Source organism: Arthrobacter sp. Z5-13, from assembly GCF_056499105.1.
Genome location: NZ_CP096460.1, coordinates 388,049 through 405,410, shown reverse-complemented (window position 1 = coordinate 405,410; position 17,362 = coordinate 388,049). Strand labels below are relative to the sequence as shown.

General features: G+C 62.1%; 15 protein-coding genes. 4 read left to right on the top strand and 11 right to left on the bottom strand.

Annotated elements, in window-relative coordinates; all coding sequences use genetic code 11:
- Position 1: 1 nt before the first annotated feature.
- Together M1E02_RS01820 and M1E02_RS01815 are read right to left on the bottom strand one after the other, a co-directional pair.
- Positions 2–1,252 (bottom strand): glycosyltransferase 87 family protein, encoded by a 1,251-nt coding sequence (locus M1E02_RS01820; protein ID WP_479378034.1) that lies wholly within the window; start codon positions 1,250–1,252, stop codon positions 2–4.
- A gap of 115 nt (positions 1,253–1,367) precedes the next feature.
- On the bottom strand, positions 1,368–2,921 hold the full coding sequence (locus M1E02_RS01815) for a SulP family inorganic anion transporter (protein WP_479376463.1): 1,554 nt from the start codon (positions 2,919–2,921) through the stop codon (positions 1,368–1,370).
- A gap of 277 nt (positions 2,922–3,198) precedes the next feature.
- Between M1E02_RS01815 and M1E02_RS01810 the strand changes: the two genes are divergently transcribed.
- Together M1E02_RS01810 and M1E02_RS01805 are read left to right on the top strand one after the other, a co-directional pair.
- Positions 3,199–3,750, top strand: a complete 552-nt coding sequence (locus M1E02_RS01810; RefSeq protein WP_479376462.1) for a dihydrofolate reductase family protein — start codon at positions 3,199–3,201, stop codon at positions 3,748–3,750.
- 51 nt (positions 3,751–3,801) lie between these two features.
- The gene (locus M1E02_RS01805) at positions 3,802–4,092 is read left to right on the top strand and encodes a DUF4287 domain-containing protein (RefSeq protein ID WP_479376461.1); all 291 of its coding nucleotides are present in this window, start codon (positions 3,802–3,804) and stop codon (positions 4,090–4,092) included.
- A gap of 73 nt (positions 4,093–4,165) precedes the next feature.
- On the opposite strand, the gene M1E02_RS01800 is transcribed toward M1E02_RS01805, so the two are convergent.
- From M1E02_RS01800 to M1E02_RS01780, 5 genes are all read right to left on the bottom strand, one after another.
- Positions 4,166–5,875 (bottom strand): CBM35 domain-containing protein, encoded by a 1,710-nt coding sequence (locus M1E02_RS01800; RefSeq protein ID WP_479376460.1) that lies wholly within the window; start codon positions 5,873–5,875, stop codon positions 4,166–4,168.
- 63 nt (positions 5,876–5,938) lie between these two features.
- Positions 5,939–7,882: a glycoside hydrolase family 127 protein gene (locus tag M1E02_RS01795; protein WP_479376459.1), complete on the bottom strand. Its 1,944-nt coding sequence runs from the start codon at positions 7,880–7,882 to the stop codon at positions 5,939–5,941.
- 107 nt (positions 7,883–7,989) lie between these two features.
- Positions 7,990–8,808, bottom strand: coding sequence for a carbohydrate ABC transporter permease (locus M1E02_RS01790; protein WP_479376458.1), 819 nt, complete (start codon positions 8,806–8,808; stop codon positions 7,990–7,992).
- Complete coding sequence (locus tag M1E02_RS01785; protein ID WP_479376457.1) at positions 8,805–9,773, bottom strand: carbohydrate ABC transporter permease; 969 nt, start codon at positions 9,771–9,773, stop codon at positions 8,805–8,807. Before M1E02_RS01785 ends, M1E02_RS01790 begins: the two co-directional genes overlap by 4 nt.
- Before the next feature lie 29 nt (positions 9,774–9,802).
- Positions 9,803–11,062: a sugar ABC transporter substrate-binding protein gene (locus M1E02_RS01780; protein WP_479376456.1), complete on the bottom strand. Its 1,260-nt coding sequence runs from the start codon at positions 11,060–11,062 to the stop codon at positions 9,803–9,805.
- A 260-nt stretch (positions 11,063–11,322) separates the two neighbouring features.
- Here M1E02_RS01780 and M1E02_RS01775 point away from each other — a divergent pair, with 260 nt between their 5' ends.
- Positions 11,323–12,363 carry a LacI family DNA-binding transcriptional regulator gene (locus M1E02_RS01775; RefSeq protein ID WP_479376455.1) on the top strand — a complete coding sequence of 347 codons (1,041 nt, stop codon included), beginning with the start codon at positions 11,323–11,325 and terminating at the stop codon, positions 12,361–12,363.
- A gap of 61 nt (positions 12,364–12,424) precedes the next feature.
- Complete coding sequence (locus M1E02_RS01770) at positions 12,425–13,048, top strand: LysE family transporter (protein ID WP_479376454.1); 624 nt, start codon at positions 12,425–12,427, stop codon at positions 13,046–13,048.
- Here the strand turns inward: M1E02_RS01770 and menE are convergent.
- The 4 genes from menE to M1E02_RS01750 form a co-directional block, all read right to left on the bottom strand.
- The gene (menE, locus tag M1E02_RS01765) at positions 13,038–14,612 is read right to left on the bottom strand and encodes an o-succinylbenzoate--CoA ligase (protein WP_479376453.1); all 1,575 of its coding nucleotides are present in this window, start codon (positions 14,610–14,612) and stop codon (positions 13,038–13,040) included. The genes M1E02_RS01770 and menE overlap by 11 nt on opposite strands.
- Positions 14,613–14,664: 52 nt before the next feature.
- Positions 14,665–15,120 (bottom strand): MaoC family dehydratase, encoded by a 456-nt coding sequence (locus tag M1E02_RS01760; protein WP_247046632.1) that lies wholly within the window; start codon positions 15,118–15,120, stop codon positions 14,665–14,667.
- Between the two features lie 90 nt (positions 15,121–15,210).
- Positions 15,211–16,425, bottom strand: a complete 1,215-nt coding sequence (locus M1E02_RS01755) for an acyl-CoA dehydrogenase family protein (protein WP_479378033.1) — start codon at positions 16,423–16,425, stop codon at positions 15,211–15,213.
- Between the two features lie 31 nt (positions 16,426–16,456).
- Complete coding sequence (locus M1E02_RS01750; RefSeq protein WP_479376452.1) at positions 16,457–17,362, bottom strand: amidohydrolase family protein; 906 nt, start codon at positions 17,360–17,362, stop codon at positions 16,457–16,459.

Genomic DNA, 17,362 nt, shown 5'->3' with positions numbered 1-17,362 from the left:
GTCAGCGGGCCTCGGCTTCGTCGGCAACTTCACCCGCAGTCTCGTGCTTGCTCAGACGGTAGAGACGCCGCACGGACCAGCAGAAGAGCACCACCAAAAGCACGTTCCGGATTGTCAGAACCAACGCCATCAGGGGGTTGTTGTGGCTCAAGGCGTCGTAGAAAAGGGGGTAGATAAAGTACGTGGTGACAGCGATGGCGATCAGGATGGCCGCAGGCACCCGCCACTGCTTCCAATGGCTTGCCAGTCCCACTGCAACAGCAGGAGCCAGCCAGACCATGAACTGCGGCGATCCCACCTTGTTGAACACCACAAAGGCAGTGGTCATAGTGAGCGTTCCGACCAGCAGGAGCTCAGTGCGGTCCGACAAGCCGACACGGTTTCCAGCGTGCAGCGCCCGGAAGATCAGGACTCCGACCAATACGGCAGCGAGGGCCAGCAACGGCTGCATCAGGAAGGACATGACCTCGGTCCCGGGACCATCCACCTGCATTGAGTTGATCTCGGTATTCATGTACATCCGGGAGCTGCCTGTATTCAGAACGCTCAGCCACAGCCATGGAGTGGTGAAGGTTGCCTCCAGCTGCATCCCCCGGTCCCCTTGGGCGGTCAGGAAATTCAGGAGCTTCGGGGCCACGCCAAGCACCAGTGCCGCTCCGACGGCCACAACTGTCACCAGCATGCCGGCAGCGAGCACGTGGAGCCGGCGCTTGGCGACGGTGAGCAGCGTCAGCACAACGGCAGCAGGCCATACTTTGATCCAGGTGGCCACGCTGAGCAGCAGGGAGGCTGCGAAGGGCCGGGAGACTCCGAAGAGAAGCGCGCTCAGGACCAGCGGGGCGGTCAAGCCATCCACCCGGGCGAACCCAAGGAAGCCCATGAGGAAGATGAAGCTGAGCCACCACCAGGCTGCGGGGAGGGCAGTGGTGTTCTTGCCCCACTTGGTCAGGTGGCCAACCGCCAGTGCGTTGAGTGCGATGATCATCAGCACCCAGATGAGCAGGAACGGCCCGGGTCCGGCCATTCCCGCGACGGCGATGGGCAGCAGGGCCAGAATCGGGTACACCCACGGGCTGGGCAGCCCGCCGAGGTTCTCCTCACGGAATCCTCCGGCGGCCCAGTCACGGTAGATGTTGGTGTCGCTGAAAGCCTGCCCCTGGAGCACGAAGGTCAGCATGTACACCAGGAAAAAAAGGTGGACAACAATAAAACCCCACAGGAAGCCTGAGGGCGTGTTGAGGCGCCGCTCCAGCTTTTCCGGGATCAGGGTTTTTCTGTAGCGCGTCAGGGCACTGAAAAGCCGTTCGGTCCGGGCGGAACCGTGATGATCATTTGCTGGCTGGGTATCCGGGGTCACCGGCCCTCGACTAGTTTCCGGCACCGAGTTTTCCTTTGAGTCGTTCCCGCATGAGGGTACTGGCGTCGTTGAGGCCGATGATCTTCACGTCCTTGCCGTGCTTGTGGTACTTGTCGGTGATGGCGTCCAGGGTGGCGATGGTTGAGGCATCCCAGAGGTGTGAGGCGTGCATATCGATAATCACGTGTTCAGGATCCAAGGCATATTCGAACTGCGTATACAGGTCATTGGAGGAAGCGAAGAAGAGTTCCCCGTCCACAACGTAGCTCGCTGTCTCCTGCCCGTTGATGCTGGTGACAGTCCGTTCCACGGTGACGAAGTGGGCCACGCGCCGGGCAAACAGCACCATTGCCACAAGGACCCCCACCCCGACGCCGATGGCCAGGTTGTGGGTGGCGACGACGACGATGACGGTGGCCACCATGACCAGGGTTTCGCTCCTGGGCATCATCTTCAGCGTCCGGGGGTGGATGCTGTGCCAGTCGAACGTGGCCCAGGAGACGAAGATCATCACGGCTACGAGGGCGGCCATCGGGATCACGGCCACGACGTCCCCGAGGGCGACCACCAGGATAAGCAGGAAGACACCCGCCAGGAAGGTTGAGATCCTGGTACGCGCACCGGAGGCCTTGACGTTGATCATGGTCTGGCCGATCATTGCGCAGCCGCCCATACCGCCGGTGAAGCCGGTGACGATGTTGGCGACCCCCTGGCCCCAGGCCTCCCGGCTCTTATTCGAACGGGTGTCCGTGACGTCGTCGACGAGCTTGGCAGTCATGAGCGATTCCAGCAGTCCAACAAAAGCCATGGCAAGGGCAAAGGGGAAAATGGTCTGCAGGGTCTCGAGACTGAACGGGACATTGGGGATCAGCAGCGACGGCAGCGACTCCGGCAATGCGCCCTTGTCCCCCACAGTGGGCACGTCCACGGAAGCCACTACGGCAATGAGCGTCAGGACCACGATGGCAACAAGCGGGGCCGGAACTGCCTTGGTCAGTTTCGGCAGCCCGAAGACAATCGCGAGCCCAAGGGCAACGAGCGGGTAGACCAGCAACGGGACGCCCAGCAGGTCCGGTACCTGCGACATGAAGATCAGGATGGCCAGGGCGTTGACGAACCCCACCATCACAGACCGGGGGATGAAGCGTATGAGTTTTGCCACGCCGACCAGGCCCAGGACTATCTGGAAAATCCCGGCAAGGATGACGGCCGCGATCAGGTAGTCCACGCCATGGGACTTAACCAGGGGCGCGATCACCAGGGCGACGGCGCCGGTGGCGGCAGAGATCATGGCCGGGCGTCCGCCTACCAGGGCAATGGTGACCGCCATGGTGAAGGATGCGAAAAGGCCGAGCCGGGGATCAACGCCGGCAATGATGGAAAACGCGATCGCTTCCGGGATGAGGGCCAAGGCCACCACGAGCCCGCCCAGAACTTCCGTCTTCAGCCTACGGGCGGAGCGCAGGGTCCCCCGGACGGACTGAAGCTGTTCTGGAGTGTGCGCCGGAGCTGTGACTTTAGGGGCTTTGGGAGCCGGGACTGTGGGGTCCGTCCTAACGGCCATGACTGGCTCCATCCGTGGTCTTGAAGAAGCGCTGGAGCGCCTTCTGGTTGTTGAAGAATCAAGAGGTGCGGCACAGCACCGGGGCACGGGAAGAGGGGCAGTATGCCTTCCGGAATCCGCCCATGCCTTATAAAGGCTAACCCAGCGCCCGGGAAGGCCTACAATCCAGACTCTGTCATGAGGACCGATATTTTTCGTCCCGCGGTGGTTCCCTCTGCCCGGAAGCGTCTATAGGGTGCAAGAACAATCTGTTACCGAGTCCTCCGGGAGAACATCAATGCGTAAATTGTCAGCCGGCCTTTTCTATTCTCTCGATGGCGTCGCCCAGTCCCCGAACATGTGGCAGTTCGACAGCTTCGATGATGAGCTCGGGGCAGGATTGGACAGCATGATGCGGAGCGTTGACGCAGGCATTCTGGGGAGGGTGAGCTATGAGGAGTGGGCGGGCTATTGGCCCAATGCCAGCCAGGATCAGGATTTCGCATCCTTCATCAATTCACTGCCGAAGTTCGTGGCGTCCAGCACGCTTCAGGACCGGCTGGAGTGGGAGAACTCTCAACTGATCCAGGGCCCGCTGGAGGACTTCGTCCGGCAGTTGAAGGAAACCGAAGGAGGCGACATCAACGTGTTCGGCAGTATTTCAGTAGTGCGGCAACTGCTGTTCGCCGGCTTGCTCGACTCGCTGACGCTGATGATCCACCCGGTGATTGCGGCAACGGGCAAGCACCTCTTCGAAGATGGCGATCCCCTCACGAGGCTGGAACTGCAGGACTCACAGCGGACCAGCAAGGGGAACATGATCCTGAGCTACGGAGTCCGTTCCAGCTGACAAAGGTCTGAAAGCAATTCAAACCAGGAACCAAGCGGAAGGAACCAATTCATGTCATTTCAGGCCTACCTGGACACCATCGAAGATAAGACCGGGCTGACGCCTCGCGAGCTCGTCGCGTTCGCTCACCAGCGAGGCTTCAATGACCCGAAGACCAAAGCCGGAGAAATCATCGGCTGGCTCAAGGAGGACTACGGCCTGGGCCGTGGGCACGCCATGGCACTGGTTCACGTCATCAAGAACGGACCGATGATCAGCGAAAAGCACGTCGGGTCTGATGGCGTCCACCGCGACGAATCCACGGAACTGTGGCTGGATGGGAAGAACAGCCGCCCGAGATGACCACCACTGAAGGTTCCGCGGGCGCAAAAGAGCCCGGCCCCTTCCGAATGGAAGGAACCGGGCCCGGAAAGCGCTAGCGGGTGAGGGTAATGGAGTCGATCTCGGCGAACCCCGTGCCGCCCCCATAGTTCGGGGCACCCTTGGCGAGCCGGATGGTGTTGAATCCGGCTTTGAGGGTCAGCGGCGCGGTGACACTCTGCGAGAAGTTGCCCCAGCTGCCCGTACTCGGGTAGGACACCTGTGTGAAGGGACTGCCGTTGGCTGCCAGACCCTGCGTGGCAGTCCCCGTTCCGCCGTTGGCGTAGCGAACGGCCATCGAGTAGGTGCCCTGGGCGGGGACCTCGACAACGAAGTCCACGAAACTGCTGTTCCGCGCGTTTGCCGAACCGTCTATGCGGCCAACGTAAGCCCCATTCGACGCCGAGCCCGCACTGAGGATGCTTGCGTTCACGACGGTGGCGTTCTCCGCCTCGTAAACCTGCTGGTAGCTCGTGGTGGGTCCGGCCGCAGGGGTTACCACGATCTGGTACGCGCCCAGGTAGTCCTGGTTAGTCACTGGAACAGTGATGCTGCCGTTCGTGATCGGAAGGCTTGTGGTGGAGACCGTGGTGGGTGCATCAACGTTGGTCTGCCGACCCGAGCGCGGCGTGTATTTCAGAGTGACTTTGGCCGAGGTGCCGAAACCGGAGAGACCTTTGACCTGCACGGCGTTATCGCCAAAAGTCCCGCCAAAGGCCACGTTGACGATCTTGCGGCTGGAATCGTAGGACGCGAAGCCATCCAGGTCACCGGAAGGCGTGACTGCGAGCATGTTGCCTGCCATTTCGCCGTACCACTTGTAGAGCCAGTAGGAACCGGTGGGACGGTTGTTCCAGACCAGGCCGCCCACGGTCCCGGACTCGTACCAGTAGGCCCGTTCGGCGTCTTTGACACCGGTGCGTTCGAACTGCGCGATGTAGTGGGCAGCCACGCTGGGCGAATCCACCTGGTTGGGCGAACCGTACTCGTTAATCGAAATGGGGCGCGGTGAAATCCCCAAGGAACGTTCAATCGCACGGTAGTCGGCTACGTGCTCGTCCACCGCGTTCCAGGTGCCATCTTCCAGTTCGTGCCAGGAAATGACGTCGGGCAGTGTGTTGTCCGCCTTAGCTTTGGTAAGGAAGTCACGCAGCCATTGGCTCTCATAGCGGCTGTAGCTGGGGCCCACTATAGGAGTCACGGTGTCCTGTCGCTTGACTTGACGGAACGTTCGCGTCCAGCCGTCAAGGAAGGGACCGGCCTTGGTTGTATCCCAGGTCCAGTCGGGTTCGTTCCATAGCTCCCAGCCGTTGATGTTGGTGGTTGCTGTTGCGTCCAGTCTTGCTTTGACCATGGTGTTGATTTTGGATTCCCAGTCCGCCCAGCTGATCCAGCGGTACGGGAAGTCGGGGTAGACGTCGGGCATCCGCGCGTAGGACTGCGCGCCGTCGGAGGTGAACTGCGGGGCTGTCTTGAGAATGTCCCCGGTGGGTGAGGTGGCGCCGTTGCCCAACTGCTGGACGCCCGGGGCTGGCTGTGTGTGCTGCTTCAGACGCAAAGGGGTTAGAAGACCGGGTGCGGGAGCCGTTGCCGTGGCGAGGGCGTAAAGTCCACCCGCACCTACCCGGGTAACAGGACGGATCGGCGAGGAGGCGTCCACCACAAGGGTGTTGCCGGCGGCTTCTGCCGGCGGCGCTGGAACGGCCAGGGAGGAAACCAGGACAGCCATGGCGGCTGCTCCGAGGACAAAGCGGTTTTTCTTCACGTATTGCTCCATTGCGTAGGTGAGGTTGGCGGCCGGTACTTCCCGGCCGGATTACTGCCCTGTTCAGTTCTCCTTTCCCCCCGGTGATTCAAGGAATGTGGAACCAGGCTCTGCTGTGGGAATCCAGACGCGCATGGTTGCCGGACCGCGATTTCCCCAGGTGTAGTACGGCACCAGGTTCAGGTCCACGATTCCGGTTGAGGTGGCTTGGTCATGGTCGGCATAGGGCCAGACCCTGGCTGCCGCAGAACGCAGGCGGGCCCGTGCCACAGTGTGACCGTGGGCGTCAGCGCGCAGGCCGTGCCCCGCATCCAACACGATGTCGTTGACGGTACATCCATCGGGCAGGTCAACGTCTTCAGCGCACAGCACCAGAGGTCCCCGTTCCACCGCGATGCTGCCCCGGACGGCGTCGATCTGCGGGTGAGGGTGGGTAATGCGCGGCTCCATGGGCAGTATCAGGACCAACACGTCACCGGCCAGGAAACGACGCCGGAGGACCCCTCCAGCCGGAACCTTCTGCCCGTTGATGCTCGCCCGGGCGCCCTTGGCCCATGAAGGGATGCGGAGCTCAATACCGAACTCCCGCTCCGGGGCCTCGATGACCTCAACCCGGATGGTGCCAGCGTGGGGATATTCGGTGCGTACTGCGAGTGCTACCTCACCGGCGTCAACCAAGGTGGTGCGGATGTCGATGTCGCCGAACTGGTGGATCTGGACCGTATCCTGAGTGGCCGTGGCAAAGTACAGTTCCACGCTGGACAGGGTGCGGGCCACGTTGGTGGGGCAGCAGGAAACCTCAAACCAGGGCGCCCGGAGGGTCGAAAGCGCTCGGACGTTGATGCTGTCGTCGTTGGGTACGGTGCTGGCGGTCCTCTGGTGGAGGGTGTTGGTGTAGAAGAAGCCGCGGCCGTCCTCACGCGGGGAGGCCAGGATGTTGTTGAGCAGGGTCCGTTCCATCAGGTCCGCGTACTTCGAATCACCCGTCCGCAGCAGCAGGCGCCAGCTGAGCATCACAGAGGCGATGCCGGCGCAGGTCTCGGAGTAGGCGCGATCCGAAGGCAGCTCGTAGTCCGCGCCGAAAGCCTCGTCCTGGTGGTGCGAGCCCATGCCGCCCGTAATGTAGGTCCGCTTGGCAACGGTGTTGGCCCACTGCTGTTCCACGGCGCGGATGAGTCCAAGGTCGTTGGCCTCGGTTCCCACGTCAAGCGCCCCGGAAGCGAGGTACAGGGCGCGTACGGCGTGGCCGCGAAGGACGGTCGCCTCACGGACCGGCATATCATCCTGAAAGTATTCTTGGCCCCACTCGATGGTGGCCAGCGTCCCCGTCCCACGGCGTTCGACGAACAGCCGCGCCAATTCCACCGCCTGCGCACTTCCGGTGGCGCGGCCGAACTCCACCAGGGCCGGCTCGATCTCCGGGTGTCCGCACACGGCCGGACGTCCGTCGGGGCCGAACTCCCGGTACACGTGGTCAACCAACCTGCGGGCCACGGTGACCAACCCGTCGTCGTGCCCTGTACGCAAACGTGCGACTGCCGCCTGGAGCAAGTGCCCAAAGCAATACAGTTCATGGCCCCACTCCAGATCGGAATACCGGGCGCGTTGGCCCGGACGGCCGAAACTGGTGTGGAGGTAACCGTCCACATCCTGGGCGGCAGCCACGCGGGCAACGAGCGTGGCGTATCGGTCCGCCAGCGCCTGCTGGTGCCCCCGGCCCAGCTCCCAGGCCATGGCCTCGAGGAGCTTGTAAACCTCGGAATCCACAAATTCGATGCCCGAGTGGCTCGTTCCCACGGTTCCATCCGCTGCCCGGTCAAAGTTGCCGATCCAGCCAATGCGCTCCATCCAGTTTTCGCAGTGCGCCAGGATGACCTGCGAATTGAGGTCCACCAGTGCGCCCCAGAAGCCGCCCGTTATCCTGACCTCGTGGGCGCCGAGGGGACGGAGAGTGCCGGTGCTGGGCTGGACTGGGCCGCCGAGCAGGGACAGGTTGGTGATGCTCACGAGGAATCTCCAAGAGTAAATGGTTGGTATAGAAGGGCATAGACCAGCGCACGCCGGGTTCGGAAGGCCCCGGCATGCTGTGTGGGTACTGCGGATCTCGGGAGTCGCTAGTCCTTCACCGCCCCGGCGGTGACGCCGGCGGCGACATAGCGCTGGGCGATCACCAGGAGGATGGCCGCGGGAACGGACGCAACAACAGCTGTGGCCATGATCGCGTTCCATTGCGTGGTGTTGTTGCCGATGTACTGGTAGATCCCCAGGGTGATGGGAATCTGGTCGCCGCTGCGGTTGAGCGTTGACGCGAAAATGAAGTCGGACCAGGCCCAGAGGAATGCGAACAGCGATACCGTAAGGATGGAATTCCTGCTGATAGGCAGCACGATCAGCGTGAACGTGCGCCACACGCCCGCACCGTCCAGCCGGGCCGCTTGGATCAGTTCGCGGGGAATCCCGGACATGAACGCCCGGAAGAGCAGAACTGCGAACGGTACCGCCACCGTGGAATTGGCCAGTATCAGACCCGGCAGCGTATTGAGCAGGTCCAGGCGGAGGTAAATGGCATAGAACCCCATGGCCATCACCACTGCTGGGATCATTTGCGCCACAAGGAGGACAAAGCCCAGCGCGTTGCGCCCCGGCAACGCCAGGAGGGACATTGCATAGCCAGCGGGGGCAGCGATAACCAGGGTCAGCGCTACCGTGGCGACGCCGAGGATCAGGCTGGTGGTCAGGTGCGGCAGTTGCTGGTTCAGGGCTGCGGTGTAGCCTTCCAGCGTCGGGTTCAGTGGCAGCAGGCTGGGCGGGGATTTCCGCAGGTCCGAAGTCCGGGTAAAGGACACGTTCACAATCCAGTAGGCGGGAAACAGCATCAGAGCGGTGAAGATGAGGCCGAGGCCCGTTTTCCACCAGGTTCGTGTGGGGGTCATGATTCCTCCTGGTTTTTCTGTACCCGGAGGTAGAGCAGGCCAAAGGCGAGGGCTATCAGGATCAGCAGGTTGCCTACCGTGGCGGCGGGGCTGAAGTCCGGCGTCCCGGTGCCGAACGCTTCACGGTAGGACCATGTGGCGAACGTGGTGGACGTGTCCCCCGGACCGCCGGATGTCATGATCCAAATGATGTCAACCACTTTCAGCGTGTAGACGAGGCCCAGGAGGAGCGTAATGGCTGTAACCGGCCGAAGGAGCGGGAAGGTGATGCTCCAGAACTGCTTCCACGAGGAAGCGCCATCCAGTGCGGCCGCCTCGTAGTAGTCCTTGGGTATGTTCTGAAGTCCCGAGTAGAGGATCACCAGGTTGAAGGGGATGCCCAGCCAGATGTTGGCGATGATTACCGACGTCAGGGCCAGCCCGGGGCTGGTCAGCCAGTTGAGCGGTTCGAGGCCCAGGCCCACCAGCGCAGCATTGACTATGCCGTTGTCGCTGTTGAGCATCCAGGACCAGGCAGATGCGGAAACGATGAGCGGCAGCAGCCACGGGATAAGGAATAGGCCGCGCAACACGGCGGACAGCCGGAAGCTGCTCCTGAAAAACACTGCCAGGGCAAGGCCCAGGGCGTACTGGAACACCAGGGAAACTGCCGTGAAGACCGCCGTGTTGGTGAGTGCTGTTACGAAGGTGCTGCTGCTGAAAACGGCAAGGTAGTTGTCGAAGCCCACAAACTCAGCCTTGCCCTGCACAAAAGCCCGCAGAGTGTAATCGTGAAGGCTGAGTTCGATGTTCCGGTACAGCGGGAACGCATAGAACACGAGCAGGTACACCAGCAGTGGTGCGGCGAAAAGCACTGCCGCGGTACGGGGGCCCGGCGAACGCTGCCGCCGGTTTCCCGGCGCTGCAGCATCCACCTTCTTCCCCACGTCCGGCCGGCTTTCAGCCGTGTGGGTCACAGTCATCATCTTGTCCGTTCTGTCTTCGTTGCCCCGGGCTATTTGCCGGTGGTCGCCGCGGCTTTCTGCTGGGCGCCCTTGAGTGCGTCCTGTGATGACTGGGCGCCGCTGAGGGAATTCTGGACGGCGGTCCAGAGCTGCTCCGAGATCACGGGGTAGTCCGTGCCCAGGTTGTCGCTGGTGCGGCCCTTGGCCTCGTTTACCGCCTCCACCCAGACCTTCAGCTCCGGGTGTTCCTTCAGCAGCAGTTCCTGGCCCGGGACGGTTGCAGGGATGTAATAGGCGAAGGTGTTGGCGGTCTCCACCTGGCCCTCGGTGGTGCTCATGCACTCAACGATCTTTGTCGACGTTTTGTAGCGGGTTTCATCCTTCTGGACGGGCATGAGCAAGAATTCGCCGCCAGTGGGTGCGGGGGCTACGCCGCCTGCCTTGGACGGAATGGGGATATAGCCGGTGGCGAAGCCCGCCTTCGCTGCTCTGTTGACCTGCCACGTGCCGTTGACCACGAAACCGAAGTCACCAGTGAGGAACTCCTCCCACGTAGTGTTTTGAGAATTATTGATCACCGAGTTGGGCGCCAGCCCGTCCTTGACCCACGAGCTCCACAGGTCAAGCGCGCTGACCGCTTCGGTTGAATCAAGAGCGGTCAGTTTCGCCCCGGAACCCCAAAAGAACGGCAGGAATTGGAAGGAGCCTTCCTCGGTGCCGATGCCGGCGAAGGTGATCCCCTTGTGTCCGGAACCCTTGATGCTTTGCAGGGCTGCGGTCAGTGAATCCCAGCTGGTGATGGAAGCCGGGTCCACGCCGGCTGCGGCCAGGATGTCCTTGTTGTAATACAGGGCCAAGGTGTTGGCCCCTACAGGGATGCCGAACGTTTCGCCGTCGAGCTCACCGGCTGCGAGGAGGTTGGGTTCGATGGCTGAGGTGTCCAGGCCCGCTGTCTTCATGTCCACCAGCGCACCGGTTTCGGCCAGGGTGGAAACGGCAGGGTTGTCCAGCAGGATCACATCGGCCGATTTGCCCTCCTGCGCGGCGAGGAGTGCCTGGTTGGTGAGTGCCTGGGTGTCATACGCCGTTCGCGCAATGGTAACGCCGGCTTCCTGTCCACACTTCTCGATCCGCTTGGCCCAGGCCGAAGTCGCGTCATGCTGGGGATAGGGGTCCCAGACAGTGAAGCTGCCGCCGCCCTGCTGGGAAGCTGATGCCTGATCGGTTGTTCCGGAGCATCCGGTGGCAGCGAAAGTGAGGGATATTGCCCCCAAAGTGGACATGGCGATCTGGGTGAATTTTTTCGACACGGCTGGTTGTCCTTTTCTCCGTTGAAAGATGACTTCTGACTGCTGGACTGTTCAGGTCAGTTCCCGGAGCGGACTCTCGATCAGTCATTTCCGAAAAACTACGAAACTAGTTTCTGCCCGAAAACGTATCAGCGAAAACCGCCTACGTCAACGATTCCTCTAGCAACCATGGCTCAAGTTACGAAAACACCCGCTTCCGCTTTCCCGAAACATTTTCTGTTGTGCGAGGATGTAGTTGAGGATGATGCAAAGGGGACGTAATGGCGAAGACCAGCAAAAGGCCGGTTCTTAGTGACGTGGCGGCGGCAGCCGGCGTTTCGGTGGCAACGGCATCGAAGGCGCTGAATGGCAGGCACCACGTCAACGAGGCCACACGTAAGCGGGTGCTCGGCGCTGCCGAACAACTAAAGTTCACGCCGAATCCATTCGCGCAGGCGCTCAATTTTCCAGTCACAGGGACCATCGGAGTGCTCACCGCCGACCTGTCCAGCAGGTTCGTCCTGCCCATCCTGATGGGTGTGGAGGAGTCGTTCGGGGCGGGCTCCACGTCGGTGATTATCAGCGATGCACGCAACGACAGGGTCCGCGAACAGTTCCTCCTGCAGACCCTGATTGCCAAGCGCGTAGACGGCATCATTGTCCTGGGCGCTGACGCCAATCCCCGCCAGTCAATCTCCGGCGACGTCCCCGTCCCCGTGGTGTACGCCTACACACCATCGGATGTCGAAACCGACTGTTCCTACACACCCGACAACGCCATGGGTGCCAGGCTGGCCATCGACCATCTTGTGGCCCGCGGCCGGAGGCACATAGCCATGCTCAACGGCGAACCCCGCTATGACGCTGCCCTCGAACGCGGGGATGCGGCTGTGGAAACCCTCAAGGGTCACGGGCTGGGATTAGTCACCGGCGAAGTCTTGTACGGAGACTGGAGTGAACGGTGGGGACGACAAGGCGTACAGGCGCTGCTCAACTCGGGGCTGCCCGTGGATGGGATCTTCTGCGGCAGTGACCAGATTGCCCGCGGAGTAGTGGACGAACTGCGGAACGGGGGGATCTCTGTACCGCACGAGGTTGCGGTGGTTGGCTTCGATAACTGGGAGCTGTTCAGCACTACCTCGCAGCCGCCCCTGACTACCGTGGACATGAACCTCGAACAGATGGGGCGGGCCGTGGCGGAGGAACTCCAGGACGCCATCGCCGGGAAGCCACGCACGGGAAATCACCGGTTGCCCGTCCAACTCGTTCCGCGTGAATCCACCGCCAGCCTCGCGAGCGCAGCAGGAAGTCCCGCGTCGTAGCGCCATCCCGTCCCGCCCCTTCGAGGACTCATCACCTACAGGTGGCCCGTAAACTTAATTGATGCAACCTTCCCTGTGGCTCGCTCTCGCGGGCACCGGAGTCCTCATCAGCCTGACGCCTGGTGCGGGTGCGATCAACACGATGAGCAACTCGCTGAACTCCGGCTTCCGTCGCTCCATCTGGGGAATCCTGGGCCAGCAGACTGCCCTGATAATCCACATCCTGCTTGCTGCGCTGGGCGTGGGCGTGCTGGTATCCGGATCACCGCTGCTGTTCAACGTCATCCGCTACGCGGGCGCCGCCTATCTCGTGTACTTGGGGATCCGGCAGTTTATGCACAAGCCCAACCTGGACCAGTCCGTCGTCGAATCCCTCCGGAACGAACCCGCTACCTCCATGTTCCGGCGCGGATTGTGGGTCAACATCCTCAACCCCAAGGCGATCGTATTCTTCCTCGCTTTTATGCCGCAGTTCATCCGTCCTGAGCAGTCCCTGATCCCCCAGTACCTGGTCCTCACAGCAACCGTTGTGCTGATCGATGTCCTGGTGATGTGGTTCTTCTTCGCGGCGGCCGCCGCCTGGTTCCAGCGTTTCACTCAGAACGCCCGCGGACAGACCATCCTGAACCGGGTTTTTGGTGTGCTGTTCGTCGGGGTCGGTGTAATGCTGGCACTCATCCACTAAAGGATGAACGCAGCGCGGCCTTGCGGATCTTTCCGCTCGCCGTCCTCGGCAGATCGTCCACGAAGATCACTGACTTCGGGATCTTATAGCGGGCCAGCCTGCCTTCAAGGTGCTCCCTGAGCTCGTCTTCGCTGAGGCGCGCGCCCTCGCGCAGCACTACCACCGCCCTGGGCACCTCGCCCCACTTGTGATCCGGTATGCCGATAACCGCCACACTCGAAACCGCAACAAGTTCGAGGATGGCCTGTTCCACCTCCGCAGGGTAGATGTTCTCCCCGCCGGAAATGATCATGTCCTTGAGCCTGTCGGAGATGAACAGGAAACCGTCCTGGTCCTTGTAGCCCATGTCGCCGGACCTGAACCAGCCGCCGTCGGCAAAGGATTCAGCAGCTTCGTCTGGCCTGTTCCAGTACCCGTGGATGACGTTTGGCCCCTTGATCTGGATCTCTCCCACCTCGCCTGCGCGGACCACATCTCCCAGGGGGTCTGCAATCCGGATGTCAGTGAAGAAATGAGGCAGGCCCGAGGAACCGGCCTTCTCCCGGGAACGGTCGGCCGGAAGGGTGGTGGCTCCGGGTGCTGTTTCGGTCATTCCGTAGCCGTTGGAAAACCGCAGGCCGCGCGCCTCGTAAGCCTCCAGCACGCGCATGGGCACTGCAGACCCGCCGCAGGTGAGCTTGTTCAGCGAGCTGATGTCCGCCGTCGGCCAGTCCGGGTGCTCGCAGAGCAACTGGTACGTGGTGGGAACGCCGCTGATGGTGGTGGCGCGGTGGCGCTCGATGAGTTCCAGGGTCCGTCGAGGATCAAACTTGGACTCAAGCACCACGGTGCCGCCCTTCAGGATGGTGGGCAGGACACCCATATCCAGCGAGGCTACGTGGAACATCGGCGAGATCATGAGCGCGATATCCGCGGAGGAGAAGTCAAAATCCACGATCACGTTGAAGCAGTTCCAGGTGATGTTTCCGTGTGTGAGCATTGCCCCCTTGGGCTGACCGGTGGTGCCCGAGGTGTACAGGATCATCGCCGTGTCATCCATTCCCACCGGTTCATCCAGGGGCTCGGCAGCAGAGGACGCGAGAACCTCCTCAAAGTCCTCGATCGGAACGGCGCCGGTTGCGCCGGCAGTTGCGCTGCGGGCGTCCGTGCGGCTGTCGCCCTCCACCAAATCGTCGACGACGACGAGCCTCCTAACGCCGGTCCCCGCAGCTCCGCGGGTGGCCAGTTCGCTGAGGCTCCGCGAATGAATTAAGGCAGTGACGGCACAGTCCTGCAGCTGGTACTGGATTTCCGGTGGCGCCAACCGCGTGTTGAGCGGGACGAAGATCGCCCCCAGAATGCCGCAGGCAAAGAGCGTTTCAAGGAACGCCGGGTGGTTCTCGCCCAGGTAGGCCACCCGGTCGCCCTTCGCCACGCCGCGGTCTTTGAGCCCATGGGCGAGGCGCAAGGTGCGGTCCGCAAGCTGTTCGTAGCTGACTTGCCGGTCTCCGGCCACCAGCGCCGTCTTAGTGCCCGACTTCGGGCGGCGACGCTGCAGCCAGGAGCCGATGCCAAAATTTTCCATCTGAATCCTCTCTTATCCCAAGTTAGTCCTGCTGCGGTTCCCCGGGCAGTCTCTACTTGTAGAAGCGGGCCAGGAACTCTGCCACCACAGCGGGGCGCTCCTGGCCTTCAATCTGGATGGTGTTAGCCACTTTGATCTGGGCGCCGCCCTTCACTTCGGTGACTTCGGCAATGGTGGCCTGCATCCGGATGCGTGAGCCCACCTTCACAGGTGAAGTGAAGCGGACCTTGTCCAGCCCGTAGTTCACTTTCGTGGCTACGCCTTCGACGTCGAAGAGTTCGCCCCAGAACGGGATGATGAGCGAGAGCGTGAGGAAGCCGTGGGCGATCGGCGCACCAAATGGGCCGTCCTTGGCCCGTTCCGGGTCCACATGGATCCACTGGTCGTCACCCGTGGCGTCCGCAAACCTGTTGATCTGTTCCTGGGTGATTTCCCGGTATTCGGTGACCCCGAGATCGGTGCCGGCGAGGGTGAGCAGTTTGTCGAAGTCGACGACGAGATTGGGCATTGTTGCCTCCAGAAGTAGCGGGTTTTTAGTGGGTAAGTACGACGGCGGTATGGAAGTTTGGGGTTTTGCGCGCGACCTGGATGAGCAGGGTCAGCGGGTGAAGGCACTTTCGTCAGTGAGGGCGCGCCCGACGATGAGCGCGTTTATTTCGTGGGTTCCCTCATAGGAGTAGACCGCCTCGGCATCGGCATGGAACCGGGCGACGCCGGATTCGAGCGTGATGCCGTTTCCGCCCACAACTTCACGGGCCAATGCCACGGTCTGACGCATCAGCAAACTTGTCTGCATCTTGGCCAGGGCGGAATCCTGGTCGCGGTAGATCCCGTTGGCCTGTTGCCCCGTTAACCGGACCACGAGCGAGAGGGAGGAAGTGAGGTTCCCCAGCATGCGTGCCAGCTTTTCCTGGACCAGTTGGAAGGATCCCAGCGGCCGGCCGAACTGCTCGCGCTCCTTGACGTAACGGAGCGCGGCTTCAAACGCTCCGGCCTGGATTCCGGTGGCGATCCACGCGACATCCGAGCGCATAGCCCGGAGCATGGCGGCGACATCGCGGAAGGAATTCACATTCTGAAGACGCCTGGACTCCGCAACCCGCACGCCCTCCAAGGTGATGTGGGCGTTCTGCATCATCCGCAATGACGTCTTGCCGTTGATCTTCTCAAGCGTCACTCCGGCGGCATCCCGGTCCACGAGGAAAGCCTTCACCTGGCCGTCGGCCACGTCGCGAGCGAACACCGCCAGAACGTCGGCGGTAGCCGCGCCGCCGATCCAGCGCTTGGCGCCCTGCAGAACCCAACTTTCTCCGCGGGCATCCGGTTCACGCCGTGCCGTCGTCGACAGTCCGCCGGCAATGTCGGAGCCGGAACCTGGTTCAGTGAGCGAGAAGGCACCCTTGAGCGTGAAATCAATGACCCGTGGCATCCACTCGGCCCGTTGCGCGGCTGAGGCGCCCACCCCGAGGGCGGTGCGGAACAACCCGGCCTGAGCGGTGTAGAAGGTAGCCAGCGAGGCGTCGGTCCGGGCAAGCTCGAAGATCCGGAAGCCGTGGTAGATTCCCCGCGCGGGCCCATCAGCTGTAAGTTCGGCGGGCTCCATGAGGTCCAGGCCGACGAGGGGCTGGACCAGTTCCTCGGGGAACTCGCCCCGCTCCCAATAGTCGGCGAGCAGCGGGCTTGCCGTTTCATCGAGGAAGGACCGAAGCCTGCCGAGTACCCGGCGCTCTGCGTCAGTGAGGAGAGACTCGGCGTCGTAATAGTCGCATACCCCGTACAGCCGTTCCTGTACCGGATCAGCCATCACCGTCATTTCAGCGGGTGTCATCTCAGTCGCGGTCACGTTAGGCGCCCAGCCGCAGTAGCCGGACGGCGTTCTCCTTGAGAATCTTCGGCCGGACCTCGTCCTTGAGTGGAAGGTCAGCGAAGGCGCCAAGCCACTTCTGCGGGGTGATGAGCGGGAAGTCCGTGCCGAACAGCACCTTGTCCTGCAGCATCGAGTTTGCTGCCTTCACCAGGGATTCCGGAAAATACTTCGGTGACCAGCCGGAAAGGTCAATGAACACGTTGGCCTTGTGCGTGGCGATCGAGTTGGCCTCATCCTGCCACGGCACCGACGGGTGGGCCATGATGATCTGCAGCCCGGGGAAGTCAGCCGCGACAGCGTCGAGCAGAAGCGGGTTGGAGTAGGCCAGTTTGATGCCGTAACCGCCAGGGAGTCCGGCACCCATGCCGTTCTGCCCTGTATGGAAAATTGCCGGCAGCCCCAGTTCCTGCAGCGTCTCCCACAGCGGATAAAACTGTTCATTCGAGGGATCGAAGCCCTGCAGGCTGGGGTGGAACTTGAAGCCGCGGGCACCCAGATCCACCGCCTGGTGTTTGGCGCCCTGGATAGCATCCGTGCCGGTGCGCGGGTCCACGCTGCCAAAGGGAATGAGGACGTCATTGTTCCGGGCGGCACCGGCGATGAGTTCCGGAATGCTGTTGGGCTCATGCTTCAGCTGCGTGCGGGCGTCCACGGTGAACACGACGGCGGCCATGTTCAGCTCGCGGTACAGCTCAGCAATCCGGTCTATCGAAGGCGTCCGGTCCTCGGCTTTGAAGTATTTTGCTGATGCCTCAGTCAGCGCTTCCGGGAGGGAACCGTGCCCGTGCCCATCCACCTCGAGGTGTACGTGCATGTCGATTGCAGCGAGCTTCGAGGCATCAATGCCCAGCTCGTAGCGCTGCACTGTGGAGTGTGCCGACAT